This is a genomic window from Prochlorococcus sp. G4PB17 (genome assembly GCF_059772445.1).
Genome location: NZ_CM186288.1, coordinates 1,355,325 through 1,381,744, shown reverse-complemented (window position 1 = coordinate 1,381,744; position 26,420 = coordinate 1,355,325). Strand labels below are relative to the sequence as shown.

The 26,420-nt window shown below is 34.0% G+C and carries 26 protein-coding genes; 11 read left to right on the top strand and 15 right to left on the bottom strand.

Features of this window, described 5'->3' with window-relative positions:
- Positions 1-20: 20 nt before the first annotated feature.
- Entirely contained in the window at positions 21-917 is an 897-nt protein-coding gene (locus AC6EJB_RS07920) for an SDR family oxidoreductase (RefSeq protein WP_498490798.1), read from the top strand.
- Between the two features lie 138 nt (positions 918-1,055).
- On the top strand, positions 1,056-2,078 hold the full coding sequence (pdxA, locus tag AC6EJB_RS07915; protein ID WP_498490796.1) for a 4-hydroxythreonine-4-phosphate dehydrogenase PdxA: 1,023 nt from the start codon (positions 1,056-1,058) through the stop codon (positions 2,076-2,078).
- Between the two features lie 13 nt (positions 2,079-2,091).
- Here the strand turns inward: pdxA and accB are convergent, their stop codons facing one another.
- Both accB and efp read right to left on the bottom strand, forming a co-directional pair.
- Positions 2,092-2,586 carry an acetyl-CoA carboxylase biotin carboxyl carrier protein gene (gene accB / locus AC6EJB_RS07910; protein ID WP_498490794.1) on the bottom strand — a complete coding sequence of 165 codons (495 nt, stop codon included), beginning with the start codon at positions 2,584-2,586 and terminating at the stop codon, positions 2,092-2,094.
- Positions 2,583-3,146, bottom strand: a complete 564-nt coding sequence (efp, locus tag AC6EJB_RS07905) for an elongation factor P (RefSeq protein ID WP_498490793.1) — start codon at positions 3,144-3,146, stop codon at positions 2,583-2,585. The genes accB and efp overlap by 4 nt, the downstream gene beginning before the upstream one ends.
- Before the next feature lie 63 nt (positions 3,147-3,209).
- On the opposite strand from efp, the gene AC6EJB_RS07900 reads away from it, so the two are divergent.
- Positions 3,210-4,286: a peptidylprolyl isomerase gene (locus tag AC6EJB_RS07900; RefSeq protein ID WP_498490791.1), complete on the top strand. Its 1,077-nt coding sequence runs from the start codon at positions 3,210-3,212 to the stop codon at positions 4,284-4,286.
- Positions 4,287-4,299: 13 nt separating this feature from the next.
- A complete protein-coding gene (thiL, locus tag AC6EJB_RS07895) occupies positions 4,300-5,280 on the top strand; it encodes a thiamine-phosphate kinase (protein WP_498490790.1) in 981 nt (326 codons plus the stop codon).
- A gap of 10 nt (positions 5,281-5,290) precedes the next feature.
- On the opposite strand, the gene gap is transcribed toward thiL, so the two are convergent.
- The gene (gap, locus tag AC6EJB_RS07890) at positions 5,291-6,313 is read right to left on the bottom strand and encodes a type I glyceraldehyde-3-phosphate dehydrogenase (protein ID WP_498490789.1); all 1,023 of its coding nucleotides are present in this window, start codon (positions 6,311-6,313) and stop codon (positions 5,291-5,293) included.
- A gap of 185 nt (positions 6,314-6,498) precedes the next feature.
- Here gap and murC point away from each other — a divergent pair, with 185 nt between their 5' ends.
- From murC to AC6EJB_RS07875, 3 genes are read left to right on the top strand one after another with little or no spacing between them, the layout of a single operon-like run.
- Entirely contained in the window at positions 6,499-7,950 is a 1,452-nt protein-coding gene (gene murC, locus AC6EJB_RS07885; RefSeq protein WP_498490788.1) for a UDP-N-acetylmuramate--L-alanine ligase, read from the top strand.
- Between the two features lie 3 nt (positions 7,951-7,953).
- The gene (gene murB / locus AC6EJB_RS07880) at positions 7,954-8,829 is read left to right on the top strand and encodes a UDP-N-acetylmuramate dehydrogenase (protein ID WP_498490787.1); all 876 of its coding nucleotides are present in this window, start codon (positions 7,954-7,956) and stop codon (positions 8,827-8,829) included.
- 37 nt (positions 8,830-8,866) lie between these two features.
- Positions 8,867-9,214: a YbaB/EbfC family nucleoid-associated protein gene (locus AC6EJB_RS07875; protein ID WP_498490786.1), complete on the top strand. Its 348-nt coding sequence runs from the start codon at positions 8,867-8,869 to the stop codon at positions 9,212-9,214.
- Here the strand turns inward: AC6EJB_RS07875 and rsgA are convergent.
- The 5 genes from rsgA to msrB all read right to left on the bottom strand — a co-directional run bounded on the left by rsgA (position 9,177) and on the right by msrB (position 12,869).
- Complete coding sequence (rsgA, locus tag AC6EJB_RS07870) at positions 9,177-10,121, bottom strand: ribosome small subunit-dependent GTPase A (RefSeq protein ID WP_498490785.1); 945 nt, start codon at positions 10,119-10,121, stop codon at positions 9,177-9,179. The two genes, AC6EJB_RS07875 and rsgA, sit on opposite strands and share 38 nt — an antisense overlap.
- Positions 10,108-10,353 (bottom strand): sulfurtransferase TusA family protein, encoded by a 246-nt coding sequence (locus tag AC6EJB_RS07865; RefSeq protein ID WP_498490783.1) that lies wholly within the window; start codon positions 10,351-10,353, stop codon positions 10,108-10,110. Before AC6EJB_RS07865 ends, rsgA begins: the two co-directional genes overlap by 14 nt.
- Positions 10,354-10,355: 2 nt before the next feature.
- Entirely contained in the window at positions 10,356-11,486 is a 1,131-nt protein-coding gene (dnaJ, locus tag AC6EJB_RS07860) for a molecular chaperone DnaJ (RefSeq protein ID WP_498490781.1), read from the bottom strand.
- A 44-nt stretch (positions 11,487-11,530) separates the two neighbouring features.
- Positions 11,531-12,310, bottom strand: coding sequence for a nucleotide exchange factor GrpE (gene grpE, locus AC6EJB_RS07855; protein WP_498490780.1), 780 nt, complete (start codon positions 12,308-12,310; stop codon positions 11,531-11,533).
- A gap of 91 nt (positions 12,311-12,401) precedes the next feature.
- A complete protein-coding gene (msrB, locus tag AC6EJB_RS07850; RefSeq protein ID WP_498490778.1) occupies positions 12,402-12,869 on the bottom strand; it encodes a peptide-methionine (R)-S-oxide reductase MsrB in 468 nt (155 codons plus the stop codon).
- Between the two features lie 90 nt (positions 12,870-12,959).
- On the opposite strand from msrB, the gene dusA reads away from it, so the two are divergent.
- On the top strand, positions 12,960-13,967 hold the full coding sequence (gene dusA, locus AC6EJB_RS07845; protein ID WP_498490777.1) for a tRNA dihydrouridine(20/20a) synthase DusA: 1,008 nt from the start codon (positions 12,960-12,962) through the stop codon (positions 13,965-13,967).
- A 17-nt stretch (positions 13,968-13,984) separates the two neighbouring features.
- On the opposite strand, the gene AC6EJB_RS07840 is transcribed toward dusA, so the two are convergent.
- The 6 genes from AC6EJB_RS07840 to AC6EJB_RS07815 form a co-directional block, all read right to left on the bottom strand.
- Positions 13,985-14,704, bottom strand: coding sequence for an RNA recognition motif domain-containing protein (locus AC6EJB_RS07840; RefSeq protein ID WP_498492997.1), 720 nt, complete (start codon positions 14,702-14,704; stop codon positions 13,985-13,987).
- 127 nt (positions 14,705-14,831) lie between these two features.
- Positions 14,832-16,223, bottom strand: coding sequence for an argininosuccinate lyase (argH, locus tag AC6EJB_RS07835; protein ID WP_498490776.1), 1,392 nt, complete (start codon positions 16,221-16,223; stop codon positions 14,832-14,834).
- 49 nt (positions 16,224-16,272) lie between these two features.
- Positions 16,273-17,676, bottom strand: coding sequence for a PP2C family protein-serine/threonine phosphatase (locus AC6EJB_RS07830; protein ID WP_498490774.1), 1,404 nt, complete (start codon positions 17,674-17,676; stop codon positions 16,273-16,275).
- A 56-nt stretch (positions 17,677-17,732) separates the two neighbouring features.
- Complete coding sequence (gene ftsY / locus AC6EJB_RS07825; RefSeq protein ID WP_498490772.1) at positions 17,733-19,016, bottom strand: signal recognition particle-docking protein FtsY; 1,284 nt, start codon at positions 19,014-19,016, stop codon at positions 17,733-17,735.
- Between the two features lie 3 nt (positions 19,017-19,019).
- Complete coding sequence (nusB, locus tag AC6EJB_RS07820; protein WP_498492995.1) at positions 19,020-19,640, bottom strand: transcription antitermination factor NusB; 621 nt, start codon at positions 19,638-19,640, stop codon at positions 19,020-19,022.
- A gap of 16 nt (positions 19,641-19,656) precedes the next feature.
- On the bottom strand, positions 19,657-20,382 hold the full coding sequence (locus AC6EJB_RS07815) for a DUF502 domain-containing protein (protein WP_498490771.1): 726 nt from the start codon (positions 20,380-20,382) through the stop codon (positions 19,657-19,659).
- A 189-nt stretch (positions 20,383-20,571) separates the two neighbouring features.
- Here AC6EJB_RS07815 and queG point away from each other — a divergent pair, with 189 nt between their 5' ends.
- From queG to AC6EJB_RS07800, 3 genes are all read left to right on the top strand, one after another.
- On the top strand, positions 20,572-21,510 hold the full coding sequence (gene queG / locus AC6EJB_RS07810) for a tRNA epoxyqueuosine(34) reductase QueG (RefSeq protein WP_498492993.1): 939 nt from the start codon (positions 20,572-20,574) through the stop codon (positions 21,508-21,510).
- A gap of 2 nt (positions 21,511-21,512) precedes the next feature.
- Positions 21,513-22,382, top strand: a complete 870-nt coding sequence (locus AC6EJB_RS07805; RefSeq protein WP_498490769.1) for a tetratricopeptide repeat protein — start codon at positions 21,513-21,515, stop codon at positions 22,380-22,382.
- An 83-nt stretch (positions 22,383-22,465) separates the two neighbouring features.
- Positions 22,466-24,943, top strand: a complete 2,478-nt coding sequence (locus AC6EJB_RS07800; RefSeq protein ID WP_498490768.1) for a DNA gyrase/topoisomerase IV subunit A — start codon at positions 22,466-22,468, stop codon at positions 24,941-24,943.
- Here the strand turns inward: AC6EJB_RS07800 and purF are convergent.
- Positions 24,940-26,397: an amidophosphoribosyltransferase gene (gene purF, locus AC6EJB_RS07795; protein WP_498490767.1), complete on the bottom strand. Its 1,458-nt coding sequence runs from the start codon at positions 26,395-26,397 to the stop codon at positions 24,940-24,942. The two genes, AC6EJB_RS07800 and purF, sit on opposite strands and share 4 nt — an antisense overlap.
- Positions 26,398-26,420: the final 23 nt, after the last annotated feature.

The following is a 26,420-nucleotide window of genomic DNA, read 5'->3' as shown; positions in this document are numbered from 1 at the left end:
AACATAATACATTTGTACTAATGATTCAAGATATTGTCAAGCGATTGGAGCCTATGCCGCCTAATTCAAAATTCATCATTTTTGGAGGCGGATATACTGGCCAAAGGATCGCAGAAGCAGGAAGAAGTTTAGGTGCAAAAATTTTGTGCAGCAGAAGAACAAAGGGAAGCAAGGGAGCTGATTTTATTTTTAATACCGATGAAGAGTTATCTAATCAGATCTTCGAAGGAGCAACACATGTCCTTAGTTGTATTCCTCCTTTACCTAGTGGAGAAGACCCTGTACTGAAACAACTCAAGACTAAATTATTAAATGCTAAAAATTTAAAGTGGGTTGGCTACTTATCAACTACTGGTGTCTATGGAGATAAAAAAGGTGCCTGGGTAAATGAGAAAACCCCACCTGATCCTCAACAAGGAAGAAGCATTCGGAGATATTCCTGTGAAAATAAATGGTTAGAAACAAATCTCCCCATTCAAATATTTAGATTACCAGGTATTTATGGACCTGGAAGATCTGCCTTCGAAAGCCTTATTAATGGAACAACAAAAATGATCGATAAGCCAGGTCAGGTGTTTTCAAGAATTCATGTCGATGATATTGCTGGAGCTATTTTATTTCTAATCAATCTTTATTCTCAAGGCAATAATCCATCTTTGGTAAATGTGGCTGATGACTTACCATCAAGTAATCTTGAGGTAATTGAATTTGCAGCAAAAATAGCTAATAAACCTCTTCCATCGAAATTACCCTTTGAAATTGCGAAAAAGACGATGAGTCCAATGGCGATATCTTTTTGGGAAGAGAATCGAAAAGTAGACAACAACTTTCTATGCAAACAACTTGGCTATTCTCTGATTTACCCGAATTTTAAAACTGGCTTAAAACATTGTTTCTCAAAATTAAAAATGAATTAATTGCGTTTATATTTTATATTGTCTTAAATTAATTTTTTCTAAAAAATCTTGAAAATTTAATTAAAACCAATTTAACCAAAGACAATATAATAAAGAAAACTTAAACTAAAAAATTAAAAAACAGACAAAAATCTAAAAATGACAGAATTAAAAACATCTAATAATAGAAATACTCTTGTTATTTCATTAGGTGATCCTGCAGGGATAGGAACTGAAATAACATTAAAAGCTCTTGGTTCTAAGTATCTCAATAAAAATATCACGCCTTTACTTATTGGATGCAAAAATAATATTTATAAAACGTATTCACAATTAATTGATTATGGAATATATAATATTCCTGATCCAAAAAATCTTGAGATTGTTGATATACCTCTAGAAACAACAATTATTCCAGGAAAAATAGATAAAAATTCTGGTTCTGCTAGCTTTAAATGGCTTTTTAATGCTATTAATTTACTTTTAGATGGAAAAGCTAATGCGTTAGTAACAGCACCTATTTCAAAGATTGCATGGCATAAAGCTGGTCATGTATTTGCTGGGCAAACTGAATTATTAGGAGAAATGACCAAGAAAAAAACATCTATGCTGTTTACAGCAATATCGCCAAATAATGGATGGAGATTTAATACTTTACTAGCTACAACTCACATACCTCTTAACCAAATAACTAATAATTTAACAAAAGAATTAATTAGATATAAATTAGATTCTTTATTGAATTTCTGTCAAAAGTTTCGCGAGAAGCCATTAATACAAATAGCAGGCTTAAATCCTCATGCAGGAGAAGAAGGAAAAATCGGAATAGAAGAACAAAAATTAATTATTCCAATTTTAAATGAATGGAGATTAGATAATCCAACTATCAAAATTCATGGGCCAACCCCTCCAGACACATGCTGGATCTCAGCAGCAGAAGCATGGAATGCTAATTCAAAAAAAAGCAATGCACCTGATGGAATACTTGCTTTATATCATGATCAAGGTCTGATACCCGTGAAACTGATTGCCTTTGATCAAGCGGTCAATACAACGCTTGGACTTCCTTTCGTAAGAACCTCTCCTGATCATGGAACTGCTCTTGATATTGCAGGTAAATTCAAAGCAAGAGAAACAAGCATGGTTGCGGCAATGAATAATGCCTGGATCCTTGCTCAATAACTAAAAAATTTTATTAGGGTTTTAATCGCATTAAAACTTGACCAAACTCAACTGGTGTACCATTTTCAACAAGAATTTCAATTACTTCTCCACTAACCTCCGACTCTAATTCGTTCATTAATTTCATAGCCTCAAGAATACAAACAGCTTGGCCAACACTAATTTTCGACCCGATTTCAACGAAAGGGGGCTCTTCTGGGCCCGGTGCACGATAAAAGGTCCCAACCATAGGAGCAGTCACTTCAACTAAATCAGAACGTGATCCTGCCACTGATGGAGGCGGTGTGCTAGGTGCTTGAGAAGATTCAATTTTACGTTGAGGCAATGGTGAATCAATATCTTCTGATGAGATTTTCTTGGGAGAAGCTATTGAATCTGAAGAAACTCCAAGATTGCGTTTTACTTCCAAGCAAAAATCTTCACCCTCAAGTCGAAACTCTTGAATATCGCTCTCAGCTAAAGTTGCCAACAAGCGATGAAGTTCTTCGTGATCAAGATTCATAGTCATTGTGTTTCTCGGCCTAGATAACTGTCATTTCGAGTATCGACTCGAATTTTCTCACCTATTGAAATAAATAAAGGGACCATAACTTGAGCTCCTGTTTCTAGGATTGCAGGCTTTGTACCTCCAGTAGCAGTATCGCCTTTGACCCCAGGATCAGTTTCTTTTATTTCTAAAACAACTGAATTGGGTAATTCTACTTCAAGAGGTTTTTCATTCCAAGACACTACATTAACCTCCATCCCTTCTTTTAGATATTTCTTACTTTCTCCGATTTGTTTCGCAGTTAAGCGTGTTTCTTCATAAGAAGTCATATCCATAAAAACAAAATCATCTCCATCCATATACGTGTGTTGCAACTTAGATTTTTCTAATAGAGCTTGTGGAACCATTTCCCCAGCTCTAAAAGTCTTTTCAACAACACTTCCGCTCACAACTGCTTTTAATTTAGTTCTTACAAACGCAGAACCCTTGCCAGGCTTGACATGTAGAAATTCAACAACACGCCAAACTGCACCGTCTAACTCGATCGTTGTGCCAGTGCGAAAGTCGTTACTTGAAATCATTCACACAAAAGATACCAATCGATCATAAGTCTGTGCGAAAGTCATGCAAAACAGAGAACTCACATGGCAAAAAAGATTTGCATTCTTGCCTTGGTAACAATCCTATTTTCTTTAAGCTCTCCATGGATTTCCCCAGCTTTTGCAAGCCTTCCAAATGGTAATCGACTAAAAGATCCATATGCAATCTTAAGAAATTCTTTACCTATAGAGCAGAAAGAATTACGTGAATTACAAAACAAACTCGAAGATACCAGCGAAGATCTTCGAGGTAGTCGATGGTCAGCCATAAATAAAGCCACCTCACGGAGTCAATTCTTAGTGAGTAATAGAAAAAATCAAATTCTTGACTCCATACCCCAAGAGAATAAAGAAAAAGCAATTTATCTACTTACTGATTTAAAAGAAAATCTTGATCAATTAGGCAAAATAGCGAATGAAAAAAATAAAGTTTCTTTTCTTGAAGTCAGACGTCAAAGTTTAAAAAAAATTGATGATTTAGAATCACTATTAATTACTAATAAGTTTCCATATGAAATACCTAGTGAATACGACAATTTGCCACGACTTTTAGGTAGAGCAAACGTAGAAATAAAAACATCTAAAGGAAATATGAGTGCAATTATTGATGGATACAATGCTCCTTTAACTGCTGGAGCATTTATAGATCTTTCTTTAAAAGGTTTCTATGATGGTTTACCAATTAATAGAGCTGAAGAATTTTTTATACTTCAAACAGGTGATCCTACAGGAGAAGCAATTGGATATGTAGATCCTGAAAATAATGAGTTAAGAACAGTTCCATTAGAAATAAGAACACCTAATTTAAAAGATACACTTTATGGGCAAACTTTCGAAGAAGTTGGTTTATACACTGAAACCCCAGTTCTTCCATTTGCAACTTTAGGAACACTTGGCTGGGCTCACTCTGATTCTGATTTAAATGATGGTTCATCTCAATTTTTCTTCTTCTTATATGAAGCAGAGTTGAATCCTGCTGGACGTAATCTCATTGATGGAAGGAACGCAGCTTTTGGTTATGTAATTGAGGGTTCCGAAATATTAAATAAACTAGGCGTAGATGATAAAATCATTTCAATTAAAGTATTAAATGGTTCAGAAAATTTAAAAGATCAAGCTTAAATTTTCAAATAAAGTGATAACTACCATTAAGGAGTTAGGTGAAAAAGAACTACTAAATCGATTAAAGAGATTTATGCGATCTGGCCAAATAGACGATGATGTTGCAGAAATAAACTCATTGAATAAACACTTACTAATTAATACTGATTTACTTGTAGAAAAAATTCATTTTTCTAACAAGATATCCAATGCCAAAGATATTGGCTGGAAAAGTATTGCCTCAAATGCATCTGATCTTATTTGTAGCGGCTCAAAAAATATAATCTCCTTCACTGTTGGGTTGGTTTTGCCACCCTGCACAGATTGGAAATGGGTAGAAAGTCTTTACGAGGGTATGAGTGAAGCAATGCAAGAATTTGGAGGAGAAATAATTGGTGGAGATTGCGCTAGTGGAGAAATCAAAATGATTTCAATTACTGCAATTGGAGAAATGAGTCGACCAAGAATTCATAGAAGCAATGCTTTACCTGGCGATTACATTGTTAGCTCTGGAGTCCATGGATTAAGCAGATTAGGATTAGCGTTATTGACATCCGAAAAACTTCCAAGCGAAGCTAAACTTAGTGATCAACTTATTCAAAGAGCTATAAAGGCACATAAACGCCCTTACCCAGCCATCAAGGCACTTGAGGCACTAATCGAGAGCAAGCCTGACAAAACGAGCTGGAGAGTGGCAGGGACTGATAGTAGCGATGGACTTCTTGAATCAATTCGAGGAATTTGTCAAAGTAGTAATTGTCAAGCAGTTTTGTCAAAAGATTCAGTGCTTAAAAATCCTGATTGGCCTCAAGATTCAGCTTGGAATGAATGGATTCTGAATGGAGGAGAGGACTACAAATTAATACTGTGTATTCCTAAAGAATGGGCAGAAGCTTTATCAATAAAATTAAAATCAGCCCAGATAATTGGGTTTATAAAAAAAGGCAAACCTAATATTTTCTGGGATAACTTAGAAGAAATTAATGAACAATCAAGCCTATTTCAACATTTCTAAATTTTGGAAATTATTTCCATTTTTTGGCAACAATTTCAGCTAAATCTACAACTCTTTGACTGTATCCCCACTCATTGTCATACCAAGCTAAAACTTTAACCATGTTGTCATCAATACACATAGTTAATGCTTCATCAACAATAGTTGATTCATTAGTTCCAGCATAATCAGTTGAAACTAAAGGTAAATCACCATATTTAATAATTCCTTTCATTTCACCCTGTGAAGCAGTTTTGAGCAATGCGTTTACTTCTTCAGCACTAGTTTTGCGACTTGATTCAAAAACTAAATCGACAGCAGAAACATTTGGTGTTGGAACTCTCATTGCAATTCCTGTTAATTTTCCCTTCATTTGTGGATAAACAAGAGCAACAGCTTTAGCCGCTCCAGTTGAGGTGGGAACCAAATTCATTGCAGCAGCTCTAGCTCTTCTTAAATCACGATGAGCATTATCTAAAATTCTTTGATCTCCAGTGTAACTATGAATGGTTGTCATTAAACCTTTATTAATGCCTAAATTCTGATCAAGTACTTTGACAATTGGAGCTAAACAATTAGTAGTACAACTAGCGTTGCTAAGAATATCGAAATCATCGTGAGAATACTTATCAGCATTAACACCAACGACATATGTACCAACACCATCACCTTTGCCAGGAGCAGTAAGAATTACTTTTTTAGCTCCCACTTGTAAATGTTTACTTGCACCAACATCTGTATTAAAAACACCTGTTGACTCAATCACTAGATCAATCCCCCACTCTTTCCATGGAAGATTTAGAGGGTTTCTATCCGAATAACATTTAATCGTTTTTCCATTAATCTGAAATGTATCGTCTGTATGAGAAATTTCAGCATCGTTTATTGCGCCAAGAATAGAGTCGTACTTAAGTAAGTGGGCACATGTCTTTGGATCAGAGGTGACGTTAATACCTACCACCTCAATATTTGTATTTGCCCCCCTACTCAACCAACAACGCATAAAATTGCGTCCAATTCTTCCGAATCCATTAATCGCAACACGCAAAGTCATTTCAAAAACGGTTAAACCGCATAAGCTACTGGCCGCTGATCATACAGAACGATGATCATTTTCTGAGCATTTTGAAAAATAATTGAAGTGTTAAGGAAATAAAAAGTACAAAAACTCTGTAATTCTTTAAAAAATGTGCCTTTAGAGAGATGAAGAGTTATCTTTCACTCGACATCCAAGCAAAATTGACAAAGACACGCCAATTACCTTCTCATATCCACTTTATTGGAATTGGGGGTATTGGTATGTCTGCTTTAGCAATGGTTCTCGCAAAAAATGGATATTCAGTATCAGGTTCGGACACAAAAAAAAGTTCTACTTTAAAAGATTTATCAATTAATGGCGTTAAAATCTTTGAAACTCAAGAGGAATATAATATTGACAAAATGATTAAGGGGAAAAAGATAGAAAATATTTTAGTAATCATAAGTTCTGCAATACGTCCAGACAATCGAGAATTAAAAAAAGCTAAAATATCTAATTTACAAATTAAATATCGCTCAGAAATATTAAAATTATTCATCGACGGAAAAAAGTCAATAGTAATCTCGGGCTCACATGGTAAAACTACAACAAGTACTTACATAACAACTATTCTTTCCATATTGAAAAAAGATCCTACTGCTATCATTGGTGGAATAGTTCCTCTTTACAAAAAGAATTACAATATTGGTAATAGTGAAATACTAGTAGCCGAAGCAGATGAATCAGATGGATCATTAGTACAATTTAATCCACATATTGGAATCATACTAAATATAGAATTAGAACATGTTGACCATTACAAAAATCTAGATTCTATCATAGAAACTATGAAAGAATTTAGTAAAAAATGCAAATATCTAATTTCCAATTTTGACTGTGCTAATCTTAAAAAAAATATACAAAATTCTATCTGGTTCTCAACACAAAAAATTGATAATGTAGATTTTGCATTAATTGCAAAAGAATCTAACGGATGTGAAACAATAGCAAAATATTATGAACATGAAAAATTTATTGATATCATAAAAGTACCAATTCCTGGAACACACAATTTAAGTAATACAATAGCTGCTATTGCTGCATGCAGAACATCTGGTATTCCTATTGAGGATATAAAAAAAGGAATTGAGCATTTAAAATTACCTGTTAGAAGATTCGACTATAAAGGCTTATGGAAAAATAGATTAATAATTGAAGATTATGCTCATCATCCTAGTGAGATTGACGCAGCTATATCACTAGCCTCCCTTATAATTAAAACTAAAAATAACATTTCAAAAATCTCACCTAATAGATTAGTAACTATATTTCAACCTCATCGATTTAGTAGAACTCAACAATTTCAAAAAGAATTTGCAAAAAGTCTCAGCAAATCCGATTTAGTATTCATAACCCCAATTTATTCTGCTGGAGAAGATGAAATTGAAGGAATAAGCAATCGCTCGATTAGATCTGAATTGAAAAGATTAAAATCGCATCTAGAAATATATACTCCAAATAACAATCAAGAATTAAAAAAGCTAATAAAAGAAAAAACAATTGAAAAAGATTTAATTTTAATTATGGGTGCAGGCGATATTAATAATATATGTGCGAATCTATTTTTAGAAGTAATTAATACTAAGTCAATTCAAAGTAATTTGGCCGCTTAATAAATGAAATCAATTGAATTAAAAAAAAATATTGCCTTATCGAATTTCACCACTTGGAGAATAGGTGGTCCTGCAGAATGGATTGCTCAACCAAGAAATAACGAAGAACTAAAATTTTTACTTACGTGGATAAGTAACAAACAAGTTAATTGCAATATTATTGGCGCAGGCTCAAATCTTTTAATCAATGACAAAGGAATTAAAGGTTTAAGCCTTTGTATGCGTGAGCTTAAAGGAATTAAAATTGATAAAAGTAATGCAATTATCGAGGTCCTTAGTGGAGAAATGCTTCCAACTTTGGCCAGAAAAGCTGCTGCCAATGGACTTCATGGACTCGAATGGGCTGTGGGCATACCAGGAACTATTGGTGGAGCGGTAGTAATGAATGCTGGAGCGCAAGGACATTCCATATCTGACTATCTCGAGAGTATTACTACACTATCTTTAAATGGTGAATACAAAATAATCAAAGCAGCTGATCTCAATTTTGGATATCGATATAGTCTTCTTCAACATGAAAAATTAATTGTCGTATCTGCAAGATTGAAACTGAAATCTGGTAATGCAGAAAAAATTCGTCAAATCACCAATAAAAACCTAAATCATCGCTTAAGAACTCAGCCATACAAACACCAGAGCTGCGGTAGTGTTTTTCGCAATCCTGAACCTTTGAAAGCTGCAAAGTTGATAGATGAACTTGGTTTAAAAGGATTTGGTGTTGGTGGAGCTGAAATATCCACAATTCATTCAAACTTTATAATTAATGCAAATAAAGCTTCTTCTCATGACGTACAAGAATTAATAAAACATATTCAAAAAAAAGTTTTTGATTCGTATGGAATCTTGTTAGAAACAGAAGTCAAACAATGTGGATTTTAGTTTTAAACCCTAAAATTACGATCAATAGGTAAATCTCATGGCTGGATTCGGACTACCAAATTTTGGACAACTAACTGAAGCTTTTAAAAAAGCACAACAAATTCAGCAGAATGCTCAAAAACTTCAAGAAGAGCTTGAAGTTATGGAAATAGAGGGGACAAATAAAGACAATCGCGCAAAAATATGGATGTCAGGGAATCAAAAGCCTTTACGAGTCGAAATAGATAGATCTCTACTTTCTGAAGAAAAAGTAATAGTGGAAGAAGCCATACTTGATGCCATGCAATCTGCTCATGAAATCTCAACTTCAACAATGAAAGAGCGCATGGAAGATTTGACTGGTGGATTCAAACTGAATCTCCCTGGTATGGGTGACGAGAATTAATGATTTCCTCGAGATAAGTACGATAAAAAGAATATCGCTCAAAATCTTTGTTAATTAAACAACCAGGCTCATCTCTGTGCAAGCAATTACGAAACTTACATTTAGAGTTAATTAGTTGTGAACGAAATTCAGGAAACAAATCGGCAAAATCAAATTGATTAGAAATTATTTCTGGACGGTTAAAACCTGGCGTATCTGCTAAAAGTGAACTTTTTCCAATAGAAAAAAGTTCAACATGTCTTGTAGTATTTATTCCTCGTCGTAATTTTTTTGACACTGCTGAAGTAGGTAATGAAATAGATGGAATTAAATAATTTATTAAACTTGTCTTTCCGACCCCAGAAGGCCCAGAAAGAACAGTTAATCTAGTTTGTCTAAATCTATTTAATAACAAATCAATTCCGGAGGAATTCTTTATAGATACTGGTACAGAATCATAACCCCATAATTTTAATTTATTAATATATACATTCAAATCATTTTTTTGAATCAAATCAATTTTAGTTAAAACAATCAAAGGTTTTATTTTTGCAGACTCAGCTGCTATTAAAAATCGACTAGTTTGCTCACTATCAAATGAAGGGTCATCAACAGAAATACAAATAGCAATTAAAGTAACATTTGCTACTGCAGGGCGTTTTAAAAAACTTTTTCTAGGTTCGACCTGGGAGATTACAGCACGCTTATTTTTAAAATCTATCGACTCAACAAAAACTATATCCCCTACATCTATAAAAAGACCCTGATAATCTAATTTACTCCTCCTTGTGCATAAGAATCTATTTTTTTCGGAGAATTGTTCAACACAATCTTCATAAGTATTTTTATACTGAATGTCTACAATAAAAAAGTTGGCTTTTAAAGCTACAACAATTCCTCTAATAGTATTAGAACTATTTTTTTTCACTAGATATAATTAAAGATATCATTTTTGAGTCTTTTCCAATTATTTTTACTTTAAAACCCTTCTCTTGCAAACCTTCGACAACACTAACTTCAGGTTCACCTCTATCCAAGTCTACTCTTAGCACCTCATCTAAAGATAAACTTTCTAAAGCTAAGCAGCATTTTACAAAATTTTGTGGGCAAAAAATACCACGAAGATCTAAATAGTGATCAGTAAATATATCTTTATCCACTATTATTTGCCAAATAACCTACTAAATAAACCACTTTTATGGTAATGATATTGACGTCCACGTGCAGAATAATGCCCAGCTAATTCTTCAAGTAAATTTCTTTCAGAATCTGACAATTTCGTAGGTAATTTAATTTTTACTGTGACTTGATGATTGCCTCTAGCAACAGGATTACCAATTTTTGGTACACCTTTATTTTCTAAATTCAAAACAGAGTTTGGTTGTGTTCCTAGAGGTATTTGTAATTTAGTAGGTCCATCTACAGTATCTATTTCAATGGTATCTCCCAATATTGCCTGAAGATAACTTATGTTTACTTCAGAAAATATAGTTATCCCATCTCTCTTAAGATTTGGATGATTTTTAACTTTTAAAATAACATATAAATCTCCAGATGGTCCTCCTTTCAGTCCTGCATTACCCTCTCCTGCAACTCTTAAACGTGTTCCACTATCAACTCCAGCAGGGATATTAATTCTTAATTGTTTTCTTACTTGTTTTACACCTTTCCCATTGCAAGAATTACAAGGATCCTTAATAACTTGTCCAGTTCCAGAACAAGTTGGACATTCCGCTACTTGAGTAAAGCTCCCAAAAGGTGTGCGAGTAGCTCTTCTTACTTGACCAGCGCCACCACATGTATTGCAAGTCACAGGACCAGTTCCTTTCTTTGCTCCATTCCCTCTACAAACATCACAAGTTTCTAAATGAGGAACCTTGATTTCTCTTTCTTGTCCAAAAACAGCTTTATCAAAATCAATATTTAGGTCGTAACGTAAATTTTCACCTTGCTGAGGACCACGTCTTTGAGGGCGAGAACCTCCAGGAGAACCAGAACCTCCAAAACCGTTAAAAAAGGTCTCAAACAAATCTGCAAAGCCACCCATGTCCCCCATGTCTGGCATTCCAGCTGCACCTCCTAATCCTGCTTCTCCAAATTGGTCATAACGAGCTCGCTTTTGTGAATCACTTAAAACTTCATATGCTTTTCCTATTTCTTTAAATTTGTCCTCTGCACCAGCTTCCTTGTTTACATCAGGATGATATTTGCGAGCTTGTTGTCTATAAGCTCTCTTTAATGTGTCAGCATCAGCATCTCTACTGACCCCCAATAATTCGTAAAAATCAGCCATTAGTACATTTAAACAAATTCCTTTGCATTTCGATCACCATGTAGTTAATTCTCATCGTTAGTTGCATCCTCTGAAGATGTATTTTGTAGCTGATCAGAATCACTCTTATCAGCAATATCTTCATCAGCCGCTTTCGGTCCCGGCCCCATAGAAACTTTTACCAAAGCATGCCTTAAAACCCGTCCATTCAAGTGATAACCCCTCTGTAATTCTTCAATAACAATATCCTCAGCTCTTTCATCACTTGGCTCTCGCATAACAGCTTCATGCAATGTGGGATCAAAAGGTTGATCTACTACACGCATCGGAGCAACACCAAGTTGCTTAAGAACTTCAACCAATTGCTTATAAAGTCCCTGATAACTTCTATGTAAGGCCTGAGCTTCTTCTCCTTCGGGATTTAATTGCTGTCTTGCTCTTTCAAAATTATCAACAATAGGAAGGATTTCGCTGAGAGTGCTGCAAGTGAGTTGAATTTTGAGATCATCCTGGTCACGAGTCTGACGCTTTCGAAAATTATCAAAATCAGCAGCTATTCTCATATATTGACTATTGAGAGTTTCATACTCTTTTTCTAATTGCAATAATCTTGCTTCGGTATCTGAAACTTTTAAATTCGAATCAGAATTAGTTGAAACTTGATCATTTGAGGTATCTTCAAGATTCTCTTCAGATTTAGTCTCATCTTGAGGAGACTCAGAAAGTTCAACTGAATTTGATGATTCGTTATTTGTATGAGGAGTTACTAAATTTTCTTTGGAATCTTCATCTGATAAACCATCCTGAGATAAATCAAGTTCTGAGGAGGGGGAGTCTGAATTCATATAGTTTAATTAGCTATTAATACATGTTGATACCTAAGGGTTTTTTACACAAGCTACGGAAGCCCACACCTATAAGAACTTAAAAGATAATTTACTGATCAACTTCAAATATTAAAGCAACTCCATTATTGCAATAACGTTTACCTGTTGGCCTTGGACCATCATTAAAAACATGTCCTTGATGGCCGCCACAGCGAAGACAGTGATATTCCGTTCTAGGAACAATTAATTTAAAATCTGTTTTTGTTTCGATTGCATCAGGTAAAGGATCCCAAAAACTTGGCCAACCAGTTCCACTATCAAATTTTTTCGTTGAGGAAAATAATGCAAGCCCACATCCTGCACAGCGAAAAATCCCTTTCCTTTTTTCATTGTTCAGGGGACTTGAAAAAGGTCTCTCTGTGCCTTCTTTTCGCAACACATAATATGCTTCCTTAGATAAACGATTTTCCCAATCTGAATCCGTTAAAGTTTTATAATTTTTCATAGGTTTAGATTCAGCTGCAGCATTTTTAGGTTTGATAATCAAACCTAACAGAGTATTAAAGAATCCAATCATTAAAAATCTACGGTTCAAAGAAATTTTTAAATCTAACTAATACTAATAAAATTTACTTCTTAAAAGTTGAAAAAAATTAATTGATAAAAAATGATTTCCAATTCTCCCAAAACAAATGAAATAGCTCACTACCGATTAAGTATTGCCCCAATGATGGATTGCACAGATAGGCATTTTCGTGTCTTGATGCGTCAGATAACAAAAAGATCACTTTTATACACAGAAATGATTGTGGCTCAAGCACTCCATTACAACAAAAATAGAAACAAATTATTGGATTTTGATGAAATTGAGCATCCAATTTCCATACAACTTGGAGGAGACGATCCAAATCTTTTAGCTGAAGCAGCACAAATGGCAGAGGATTGGGGTTATGACGAAATCAATTTAAATATTGGTTGTCCAAGTCCAAAAGTAAAGTCAGGCAACTTTGGTGCTTGCCTAATGGCAAAACCAAACATAGTAGCCAAGTGTATTGAAGCAATGAAAAGATCATGCAATGTCCCAATTACTGTTAAACACAGGCTTGGTATTGATAATCTTGATAGCGACAATCACCTTATGGATTTTGTTGACGCTTGTTCAATTGCAGGAGCAGACAGATTTATAGTTCACGCAAGAAAAGCTTTGCTCAATGGATTAAATCCCAAAGAAAATCGTACAATTCCACCTCTAAATTATGAAAGAGTTAAAAAGCTAAAGAGAGAAAGACCTGAATTAATTATTGAACTTAATGGTGGTTTAAATACAGTAAGTGAATGTATTCAAACACTAAAGATATTAGATGGAGTAATGGTTGGTAGAGCTGCATACTCTCATCCATATATATGGAAAAAAATAGATTCAACTATATTTGGAGAAAAAGAAAAAAATCTATCAAGGTCAAAAATAATTAAACAAGTAATACCATTTGCTCAAAAACATTTAGAAACTAATGGGCGTCTTTGGCATATGGCTAGACATATTGTGAATTTGATCGAAAATATACCCAATGCAAAAAAGTTGAGGCAAGAATTAAGCGAAAAATGTCAAAAAAGCAAAGCTGATATTTCTATTTTAAAAAAAATTGCCCAGCAACTTGAAGATGCTGGACATTAATAAGAAACAACAATTCTTTAAGATTCTGCTCCACCATAATCTGCAGTAGTGTCATCTCCCCCTTCAGGCGAAGCACCTCTTCTTCTTCTACTACGACCTTGATCAAAGCCATTAGCATCTTGTGAAGCATTGCCATGACTACGATCTTCCCATCCTTTAGCTCCGGAAGGTCGATCTTGAGCTGATTGATCACCACCGTAACCGCCGCCTTGGCCGCCACCGCCGTAACCGCCACCGCCGTAACCGCCACCTTGGCCGCCACCGCCGTAACCGCCACCGCCGTAACCGCCACCTTGGCCGCCACCGCCGTAACCGCCACCGCCGTAACCGCCACCTTGGCCGCCACCGCCGTAACCGCCACCGCCGTAACCGCCACCTTGGCCGCCACCGCCGTAACCGCCACCGCCGTAACCGCCACCGCCGTAACCGCCACCTTGGCCGCCACCGCCGTAACCGCCACCGCCGTAACCGCCGCCACCTCTTCTTGGAGCACTTCCGCGAGGTTCAGCTTTGTTAATTCTTAAAGGACGACCCATTAGTTCAGCACCTTGTAGAGATTCAATTGCTGAAGCTTCAACTGCTTCATCAGCCATCTCAACAAAGGCAAAACCTCTTTTGCGACCTGTATCTCGTTCTAAAGGTAAAGAACAGTTTGCCACCTCCCCAAAAGGAGAAAACAATTCAATGACATCTTCCTGCTCAGCGCGGAAGGGTAAGTTGCCGACAAAAATACTCACTTGAAAATTGGACTGAAAATAAAATGTAACTAATAGGCTATGAATAGCCAAAATTAATAACTCTAAAATGAGTCATCATTAAACACTTTAATACCGAAAGCCCTCAAATAGATTGAAAACAATGTTTTTACTTAAATAATTTTTCGCGCCATAAAAGAAGTTGTTCATGAACCCTCTCAAATCCAGTTCCACCAGAGCTCAAACGTGACTTAACCACACTTGCAGGCAAAAGCTTTTCATAAATATCTTCTTCAAAATCTTTATGAAATGTTTTCCATCTTTCTAAAGGAATATCTTTTAATAAGATTCCCTCTTCTAAAGAGGTCTTAACAATTCGTCCGACTAATTGATAGGCCTCTCTGAATGGTATTTCCTTAGCCACTAAATAATCTGCAACATCAGTTGCATTTGAAAAATCTGATGAGACTGCAAGATTGAGATTATCCTTTCTAAAAATCAAACCCTCTTCAAACAAAATTGATATAGCTATTAATGAATTCTGGACTGTTTTTACACTATCAAAAATTGCTTCTTTGTCCTCTTGAAAATCTTTATTATAGGCTAGTGGTAATCCTTTAATCATGGTGAGCATTGCTTGTAAATGTCCAAATACTCTTCCTGACTTACCCCGAACTAGTTCTGGAACATCCGGATTCTTTTTTTGAGGCATAAGACTACTTCCAGTAGCACATCTATCTGTTAATTTTATAAAACCAAATTCTTCTGATGCCCATAAAATTACTTCCTCTGATAATCTACTTAAATGAGCCATAATTAATGATGAGGCTCCCAGAAATTCTACGACAAAATCTCTATCACTTACAGCATCTAAACTATTAGAATAGATATCTTGAAAATTCAATTCTGAAGCAGTTTTCTGTCTATCAATAGAAATAGATGTGCCGGCCAAAGCAGCTGCTCCCAAAGGAGAAATATTAACTCGTTTTCTTACATCTTTTAATCTATTTCTATCTCTTTGTGCCATCTCAACATATGCCAATAAATGGTGTGCTAAAGACAAAGGTTGAGCTCTTTGCAAATGAGTATAACCGGGAATAAGTGTATAAAGATTTTCCTCTGCCAATAGAAAGAGAGATACTTGAAAACGTTCTAAATCCTTATCAAGTTCATCAATACGCTTTCTCAGCCATAATCTGAGATCTGTTCCAACTTGATCATTACGGCTACGGCCTGTATGTAGTTTTTTTCCAATTGGACCTATTAAATCTATTAATTTTTTTTCTACAGCAAAATGCACATCTTCATCTGAAATTTCTGGCTTAAATAGGCCTTCAGCAGCCTCTTTTTTAATCTGTTGAAGACCATTTTCTAATGCAATAGCGTCTTCCCTGCTAATTATCCCTTGAATTCCTAGCATACGTGCATGAGCAATTGATCCATCCAAATCTTCTTCAAGTAGACAAATATCAAATTCTATTGAAGCATTAAATTTTTCTATGAAAGGATTCAGTCCTTGATCAAATCTATCGCTCCACGTTTTACTCAATGCATTTTCCATATTACTAATACAAATAAAGCAAGAGTATTAACAATTGTCAGGAGCTTTACTAAGTTAAATCAGGAAGCGTTAATTCTTCATTGACTTTTAAAACAACCATTGAGGCATCATCCTCAAGATGATGATCACTAACCCCAACAAAACCATCTAATCGTTCAAAGAGTTTATTTAATATTTGTTGAGCTCCTAAACCCTCTCTAGAAAATCTATCTAAAAAAGTTATTAAACGATTTTCATCAAAACGTTCGCCAGAAATCCCAGGTGCCTCTGTAACACCATCCGTGTAGTAAAGCAAAACATCACCAGGCTGAAGAATTATCTCTCCACATCCATATTCAGCTTCAGGCTGAAGTCCTATCAATAAACCGGGAGCGTCTAATCTATTTATGGATTTTGACTTAGCACTCCAAAGTAAAGGAGGGTTATGTGCCGCATTGGCAAAACGTAATTTCCTTGTTCTTGCATCAAAGTCTGAATAAAACAAAGTCACAAAACGATGTGATTGAGCCAAATCATCAAGAGCCAATTGATTTAAATCATGTAAAATACGATCAGGAGGTAATCCAGTTAAAACTTCCGCTCTAAGCATCCCGCGAAGCATAGTCATCAACAATCCAGCAGGAACTCCCTTACCCATAACATCTCCAATTACAAAAGCCCATCGACCATTGGCTTTTGCTGTATCAGTTAAATCTGGTCGAGTAGGCATAAAATCGTAATAGTCTCCACCTACTTGAAGAGCAGGTCTGCAGCAAGCAGCCAATTCAATTCCCTCGATGATTGGACATTGATCAGGTAATAATTGTGCTTGAATTTCAGCACCAATACTTATTTGTCGATCAACTTTTTCATGATTCCGAATTACTTGAAAAATGACATCATTTTCTATAGCTACTCCAGTTAGATCAGCTATCAATTGAATATGTTTTCGATGAATATTACTTCCAAAATCAATTTCATTTTTATCAAATGCATATAAACGCCCTCGTTGTCTGCCTCGAGAAACTATTGATGTAGCAATAACATTGAAAGAGTGAAAATGTCTTTGAACCAAACGATCTAACATAACAATATTCTCTTCCTGCATCCCAAATCCAGTTTTCATTCCCTCTTCTAAAAGGAATAATTGTCTAAGTATTTCCTGATCCTCATCAATAGGAAATATTTGTAATTGTTCGCGCCAAAGACTCCCGTTATCTTGAAAAGGAATTAACAATGCTCCGTGAACACCAACTAATTCAGTGACAAACAGTGGAATGAGTTCGAGAAACCGCTTTAGATTAGTAAAGCTTCGCAAAGCAAAGCTCAAGGAAAGCAATAAATCTTGATTAACAACTTGTTCTTGAGAAATACTATTGATCAGAGCTGTTAGAGACTGAGAAGCAGCACTTGATAAAGAATTAGATGAGCGTTGATATTTTTCTTCTGAAATAGGAGAATTTTTATTCACCATTTACTATCAATAAAGAAACTAAAATTTAGCAAGATTTACAATAAATTTCTGAAGTATCATCGATTAGTTAGAAGAGCCTCTATAAATTCAAAACTATTAAATGGTCTTAAATCTCTAAGTTTCTCTCCAGCACCAATAAATCTTACAGGTAGTTTCGCTTCTGATGCAACAGCCATCGCAACACCTCCTCTAGAAGATCCATCCAGTTTTGTAAGTATGACGCCTGTTAATTCTGCTGAGTCAGCAAAAGCAAGAGCCTGCCTAAGCCCATTTTGACCTTGACTAGAATCAAGCACTAATAAAGATTCAACATTTGCATTAGGCGCAAGTTTATCAATTATTTTTCTAATTTTTTTTAGTTCTTCCATTAAATTATTTTTCGTTTGTAATCTTCCAGCAGTATCAACCAATAATAAATCAATATTTTTTGATTTACTTGCGCCAATAGCATCAAAAACTATTGACGCTGGGTCAGCATTCTTAGATTCATTTGAAATAACTTCAACTCCCGTTCTCTTTCCCCATACTTTTACTTGTTGAACAGCTGCAGCTCTAAAAGTATCTGCTGCAGCAATCATTGCAGAAAACCCACTCCTTTTCGCAACACTTGCCAATTTGCCGAGGGTAGTTGTTTTACCAACTCCATTGACTCCTACTAACATCCAAATATTTAAACAACCTTTTTTTGGTGAAAGTAAATCAACACCACTATCTTTTATCGGCTTCTCTAGGACATTAACTAATTGTTCTTTTAAAAAACGCAACCCTTCAGACGCTTCTACAACTTCCTCATTTAACTTAGTTCTCAATGAATCTAAAATTTGATCAGTAGCTGAAACGCCAGCATCTGCTCTAAGTAACAAGGTTTCTAAATCATCAAGAACTTCGGGAGTAAGTGGATCATCACCTAATTTATCTAATAAATCAGTAACAAATCCTTTACGAGTTTTTTCTAATCCTTGCTTTAACCTACCTAGCCAATCGATTTCATCTAAAGAAAACTGGTCTATTTTTTTACCTTGTGCAGCTAAAACTTCAGCTGACCAAGTAAAGGTATCGTCAAAATCACCAAGTCGAGGAACATCCTCTTCCTTTAAATTTTTACTAATTTGAAATTTTTCTTCACTCGAAACAACTGATTCAATATTTTCTATTTGAGTTTTTTGAATAGCAATATCTACCTCTGTCATATTAATTGTTTCTTCTTCTTTGATTTCTTTCTCACGTATTTCTTTCTGCTCTTTTTGCTTTTGCTTTAATTGTAAATAAGCTTGTTTAGCCCAATCTAAAGATTCGTCATTAACAGAAGTTATTTCATCCTGAGTAAAATCGTCTTTCATTTTCTAATTTAATTTTAAAGTAGAATTCTGAAGTTTCCTTAAAACTCCATTAATCATTCTTCGTCCTTGTTCGTCACTATAACGATTAGCAAGATTTACAGCTTCGTTACACGTAACAGCAGTGGGAGTATTAAAGTCAATCAAATCAACAAAAGCCAATCTCAAAATATCTCTATCAATTCTAGGTAATCTTTTTAATCGCCAACCCTCCATAACAAAATCAAGATTATTATCTATTTCATCTTGCTTTTCAATTACCAAATAAACACGCTCAAGAGCTAACTCTCGTAGTTTCTTTTGATCAACCAGTGCTATTAATCTTGGTAATTCAATACTTTCAGAAAGACTATTTAATATATTCTCTGAATCAGCTAAACAAGTTTTTAAATAACTACGAGATTTTTTTAATAATCCGGCATCTTCTTGTAATTCACTATCTAATAATTTCTGATTTGCTTTTTCTAATTTTATAGCGCAAAAATCTAATTGCTCTCTCCAATGTTGAGTTAAAGATTCAATAGCTTTACCAAGTAAACTTTCAATATTAATCTTACTAATATCATTTTTTTTAATTTGTCCTAAAAGTAATAACGCTAATTCTCTTGAGAGTGATTTTAGTTGCATAGCCATAACTAAATTATTACGAAGATGAGGCTCTTAACTGAGAAAATAAACTAGAAAAAGAAGTATTTGTAGAGTTACTTCTATCATCAGGATTTACAATTCCAGCAGAAATAATTGTTCTAAATGCATCTTCAACAGAAATATCTAAATCTTTAACTGAACCTTCTGGTACAAGAGTGTACCAACCTGTTGTAGGGTTTGGTGCTGTAGGTATAAAGACGCTTAGCAATGGTTTATCAGGCTCAGTTTGAAGAGATGGTCCAACAATACCAGTAACGAAACCAACACTAAATAAGCCTTCACGAGGATACTCAACTAAAACTACTCTTCTAAACCTAGTTGAGTTATCTCGAAGGAAAGTTTCTAAAAGTTGTTTAAGAGTTTTATAAACAGAGCCTGCAAGAGGAATACGCGAAAGAGTACCCTCACCAAATTCAAGCAACCATCTCCCTACAAAATTTCTGGCCATAAGACCAATCAATAAAATACCTAGAAGTGGAACCGTTAAACCCAAAGCAAGATTAATTAGATCTTGCAATAAAGGATTAAGAGTAATAAAAGGATTTAATTGTTTAGGGATTGAAGTCAGTATTGCCAGAACAAAGCGACTGACAATCGTAGACAACCAAATAGTGGTAGCTAAGGGAATAACCACCAAAAGACCAGCTATAAGGTCATTTTTTAAATCCTGCTGAAGCCGTGAGGCAAGAGTCAGGTCTTGCTTTGGAGAGGACTGCACCAAATAAAGAGAGTCCGAAAAATGTATATATATACAATCTAACCAAATTCAGTGCATTAATTAAATAATTTAAGCTATTAATAGAAATAAAACATTAAAAGAAAGCTTTTCACTCTCCCAAAAAATGTCGAAAATAGGGTAAAACCTTTTACTTAAAGGTAGAAAAATTTTTCACGAAAACTAACTGTGAGTTTGCAAAAATCTATTAATCTAACAAAAAGAATTAAAGAAGAAGCTTTTGCAGAAGGGTTTGATGCGGTCGGAATTGCAAAAGTCCCTGGATCTTCAAGAATCAAACTCAGAACTGATTCCTTAGACAGATGGCTCGAAGCGGGTCATCAAGCAAAAATGGAATGGATGAAAAGCCCAAGACGAAAAAACATAGAAAATATGCTTGATGGGGTAAAAAGTGTTCTAGCAGTAGGTCTGAATTATTATGTAAATACAGAAAAAGTTTCCAAGGATATCTCAATCGCAAGATATGGTTGGGGGAAAGATTATCACAAAGTTATTGAAAAAAAATTAACAAGACTTGCTCGTTTCATAGAAAAAGAAAGACCTAACTCGAAATGGAAAATTTGTATTGATACAAGCGCATTTTTAGATAAAGCATGGGCTGAAGAAGCTGGAATTGGGTGGATTGGAAAACATAGCAATATAATTAACCCTAAAATAGGATCATGGATGTTTTTGGGTCATCTTCTAACTACCGAGGTTTTGGAAGCTGACAATCCTTCAAGACCTCTTTGTGGCGAATGTGAAAAATGTATTGAAGCCTGTCCAACTAAAGCAATTGAAGAACCTTTTATCGTCAACTCAAATAAATGTTTGGCATATCATACGTTAGAAAATAGGGAAAAAGAATTGCCAAAAAATATTATTAGTAAAATGGGGACTTGGGTTGCTGGTTGCGATATCTGCCAAGAAGTTTGTCCTTGGAATCAAAAAAATATACCAACAACAGATGAACCTGATCTTCAACCATCTGAATGGATATTGAATATAACCAAAAAAGATGCATTGTCATGGAATGATGAAAAATGGAAAGAACATTTAAATGGCTCAGCATTAAAAAGAATCAAGCCTTGGATGTGGAGGAGGAATATAAGTTCAATATCAAATAATAAGTAAATATGAAAAATACAATTCCAAAAATTCTTAGATTTTTAATTTTGATAAGTCTATTTCAATATTCAATTTTTACTAAATCATCAAAAGCTTTTTTTCCAAAAATTAACGAGCCAAATAAAATAGAACTAAAAGAAACTTCGATACAAATTGGAAAAACAGCCATACAACTAATTCAATTTGGTCAAAACGAAGAAGCCGTTAAGCTTTTAGAACTAGCTGTGAAATTAAACCCTAAAGAGTCTAACCTTTGGAGAAGTCTTGCAGAAGCTCAAATAAGATCAAATAAAAAATATCTAGCATTATCTTCATTAAATAAAGCACTAGAATTAAAGCCAAGAGAAGAAGATATATATTTTACAAAAGCTTCTATATATATGGATTTAAATGATGCAAAAAAAGCTAAGATATTAATCATAAAAGGTTTATCAATTAATCAAGATGACGAAAAAGGTTATTTTCAATTAGGCAATGCTGAAATAATGCTGAATAATTATAAATCAGCACTAATTGCATTTAAAAAATCATCAAGGATTAATGCAAAATTTTGGCAATCAATTAATAATGAAGGTCTTATATTATTTGAATTAAATAACAAAAGTGAATCTATATCAAAGTTTAAATCAGCACTTGAAATTAGTAATAATGCTGAACCAATGTTAGCCCTAGCAATAGTATTATTTTCTAAAGATAATAAATCTATTGAATCAATAAACTTAGCAAAAAAAGCTCTAACATTAAACCCTAAATATGTTTCTAGAGACTATCAAAAAAAACAATTGTGGGGAGAGAAATTACAGAAATCAGGACAACTTTTATTTAAAACTGCAGAAATGAAAAAAGTAGTTATGGAAGCTAAAGAAAAAAGTCAATGAATTAATGTTTAACAAAAAACTGGTTTTTAACAGATTAGTTAGTAGCCTAAATAAAGAAATTTAGGCCTCTTAAATAATCAAAGATGGCCAAGGAACGCCTGAAACCAATATCGTTGCATCAAGAGATGCAACGTTCTTATCTCGAGTACGCAATGAGCGTAATCGTTGGAAGAGCATTGCCAGACGCTAGAGATGGATTGAAACCAGTACAAAGAAGAATACTTTTTGCAATGCATGAATTAGGACTTACGCCAGATAGGCCCTATAGAAAATGTGCTCGTGTTGTAGGTGATGTTCTTGGTAAATATCACCCTCATGGAGATCAAGCAGTTTATGACGCATTAGTGAGACAGGTACAAATTTTTAGTTCGAGATACCCAATTCTTGATGGTCATGGAAACTTTGGATCAATAGATGATGATCCTCCCGCTGCAATGAGATATACAGAAACGCGATTAGCACCTATCTCGAACGATGCAATTTTAAAAGAGATAGACCAGGAAACTGTTGATTTCTCTCCAAATTTTGATGGGTCCCAGCAAGAACCAGATGTCTTGCCAGCTCAATTACCTTTTTTACTATTAAATGGAAGTGCAGGTATTGCTGTAGGAATGGCAACAAGCATTCCTCCTCATAATTTGAACGAAGTAGTAGAGGCTTTAATAGCAGTAATAAAAAAACCTTCCTTAGATGAAGAAAAACTATTAAAAATCGTCCCTGGACCAGACTTTCCAACTGGAGGTGAAATTTTAATTAGTAATGGAATAAAAGAAACTTATACGAAAGGAAGAGGAAGCATAACCATGAGAGGTATAGCTCATATTGAAGAAGTCAATCCTGGCAAAGGTAAGCACAAACGCAACGGTATTATTATTACTGAATTACCGTATCAATTAAACAAAGCTAATTGGATTGAAAAATTAGCTGAACTAGTAAATAACGGTAAAGTTTCTGGAATTGCAGATATACGAGATGAAAGTGATCGAGATGGAATGAGAATCGTTGTTGAAATAAAGAGAGATTCAGATCCCAAAAAAATTCTTGATTTCTTATTTCAAAAAACGTCATTACAAAGCAATTTTGGCGCTATTTTACTTGCTTTAGTAAATGGTCAGCCGGTACAACTTACATTAAAAAACTTATTAGATAATTTTCTAGAATTTAGAGAAAAAACAATTTTACTTAGAAGCAATTTTTTATTAAAAAAAATTAAAAACAGACAAGAAATCGTAGAAGCACTTATTGAAGCACTTAATAATCTTAGAGATATTATCAGTTTAATTGAAAGGTCAAAAGATACATCTGAAGCAAAAAATAATTTAATTAATAAGTTAAAAATAAATGAAAGACAAGCAGATGGAATTTTGGGAATGCCTTTAAAAAAAATCACTAGTCTTGAGAAAGAATCATTAAAAGATGAAATAAAAAACTTAAATTTAGAAAGAGAGGAACTCGAAGAAATTATTGACAATAGAGATAAGTTAATGAACCTAATGATTAAAGAACTAAAAGAACTAAAAAAAAGATTTGGAAGTAATAGAAAAACAAAATTAATAGAAGGTGGAGACGCACTAATTGCTGAACGTATTGCAAATCAAAGGCCTAATAAAGAACTGCAAAGAATAAATGCTTTAAAACAATTATCAGTAGATTCTGAAATTATTATTCAATCAAATAATGAAGTAAAAATAGTCTCTTCAATAACAATTAAAAAATTAGGATTAAAAGAAAATAATCAAGAAAGAAAAAATAATTTACCTACAAAACTAATATGGCCTATCAAAAATGAACCAAAAATATTAGCTGTGAGCGAACTAGGAAAAATAGGTCTGCTTAAATGGGAATTTGCAGGGCAAAAGCCTGGCCCAATAGAACAATTTTTACCTTCGGGCTTAGAGAATGATAAAATCATTAATTTTATCCCATTATCAGAAAAAAATAATGTAAGTTTAGGATTAATTAGTAATGATGGAAAGTTTAAAAGAATTGGAATTAACGAAATCACAGATATTTCAAATAGGGCAACAACTATATTAAAATTAAAAGATGATATTAAACTTAAATGTTGTTTTCTATGCGAAGAGAATAGCTATATCTTAATCATAACCGATATAGGAAGAATTATAAAATTCAAAATAACAGAAACGGACTTTCCTTTTATGGGCAAATTAGCTCAAGGTAATAATATAATAAAATTATTTCCAGGAGAAAATATAATTGAAGTTTTAAAAATTAATGAAGAACAGGCTAAAGACTTAATTCTAATAACAAATAAAGGTTATTTTATAAAACATAAAACAAAAAAAATAAAACTATCTAAAAAAGGAGAGTTAGGAACACTAGGTATCAATTATAATAAAAAATTTAACGAAAGAGTAATTAGTTGTTTTTTATATAATCAATTCGTATTTGTCAAAACTAATCAAGAAAAATATGAACGATTAGAAACAGATCAAATTAATATGAGTCCTTATAAAAAAGAAACAAAGTTAAAGATAAAATTAAATGAGAATGAAGTTATAAAGTCAATATTTTCAATGATCATTCCGGAAAATAATTAAGATAAAGATGTCTTTTCAACCCAATCTAAATATTCATTTGTAACTGTTCCAGTTACATATTTTCCAGTAAAGCAAGATAAATCTAATTCTTTAATTTTAGAACCTTTAGTTATAGCTTTTGTAAGATCTCCTACTTCTTGATAAATCATTTTATCAATATATAAATTATCTTCGATTTCATTTATATTTCTATTGTAAGCAATCAATTCATTTCTACTGGGCATATTAATTCCATAAACATGCGGATATCTAATTGGTGGTGCTGCAGATGTAAAAGTAACTTTATTTGCACCAGCTGTCCTTGCCATTTGAACTATTTGTTGAGAGGTCGTTCCTCGGACAACTGAATCATCAACTATCAATACATTTTTATTTTTAAATTCAGTACTCATTGCATTTAACTTTTGACGAACAGAACGTTTTCTTAAAGATTGACCTGGCATTATAAACGTTCTTCCAACATAGCGATTCTTAAAAAACCCCTCCCTATATTCAATTCCTAACTGTCTTGCCACTTGCATTGCAGCAGGTCTGGAAGAATCCGGTATTGGCATTACAACATCTACATCACCAAGTGAAATTTGCTTTTTTATTGTTTCTGCTAATAAATCTCCCATCCTTAACCTAGACTCATAGACAGAAATACCATTCATGATTGAGTCAGGTCTTGCTAAATAAACATATTCAAATGAACAAGGAAATAATTGAGGATTGTCTGAACATTGTTTAGAAAAAAGCTGACCATCACAGCTAATAAAAATAGCCTCCCCAGGTTCAACATCTCTAACAATTTGATAATCATTATTTTCAATAACTAAAGATTCACTAGCAATTACCCACTCAGATTTATTATTTTCTGCAATCCTTTTACCAATTACTAAAGGACGTATTCCAAAAGGATCTCGAAAAGCTAAAAGACCATGACCTGCAATTAAAGCAATTGAAGCATAAGATCCCTCTACTCTTGAATGAAGTGATTTAACAGCATCAAAAAGATCATCTGGATTTATATCTTTTCCTTTTATGGCACTATTTAATTCTGTTGCTAACACGTTTAATAACATTTCTGTATCACTTGAAGTGTTTGTATGCCTTCTATCAACTTTAAAAAGTTCTTTTTCTAATTCTCTAGTATTAGTTAAATTTCCATTATGAACAAGAATAATTCCATAAGGTGCATTCACATAAAATGGTTGAGCTTCTTCTTCTCTATGAGCTGCTCCTTTAGTAGCGTATCTGACATGGCCTAATCCAATTTTTCCAATCAAACCTCTCATATCTCTAGTTCTATAAGCTTCTCGTACTTGACCTTTGGATTTATTAATATGAAAAACACTACCATCCATTGTCGCAATGCCAGTAGAATCTTGACCTCTATGTTGTAGCAACAACAAACTATCGTAAATTTGTTGGTTACATTGATCTGTTGAAACAACTCCTACAATTCCACACATAATTATATTCCCTCGCTAGCTAA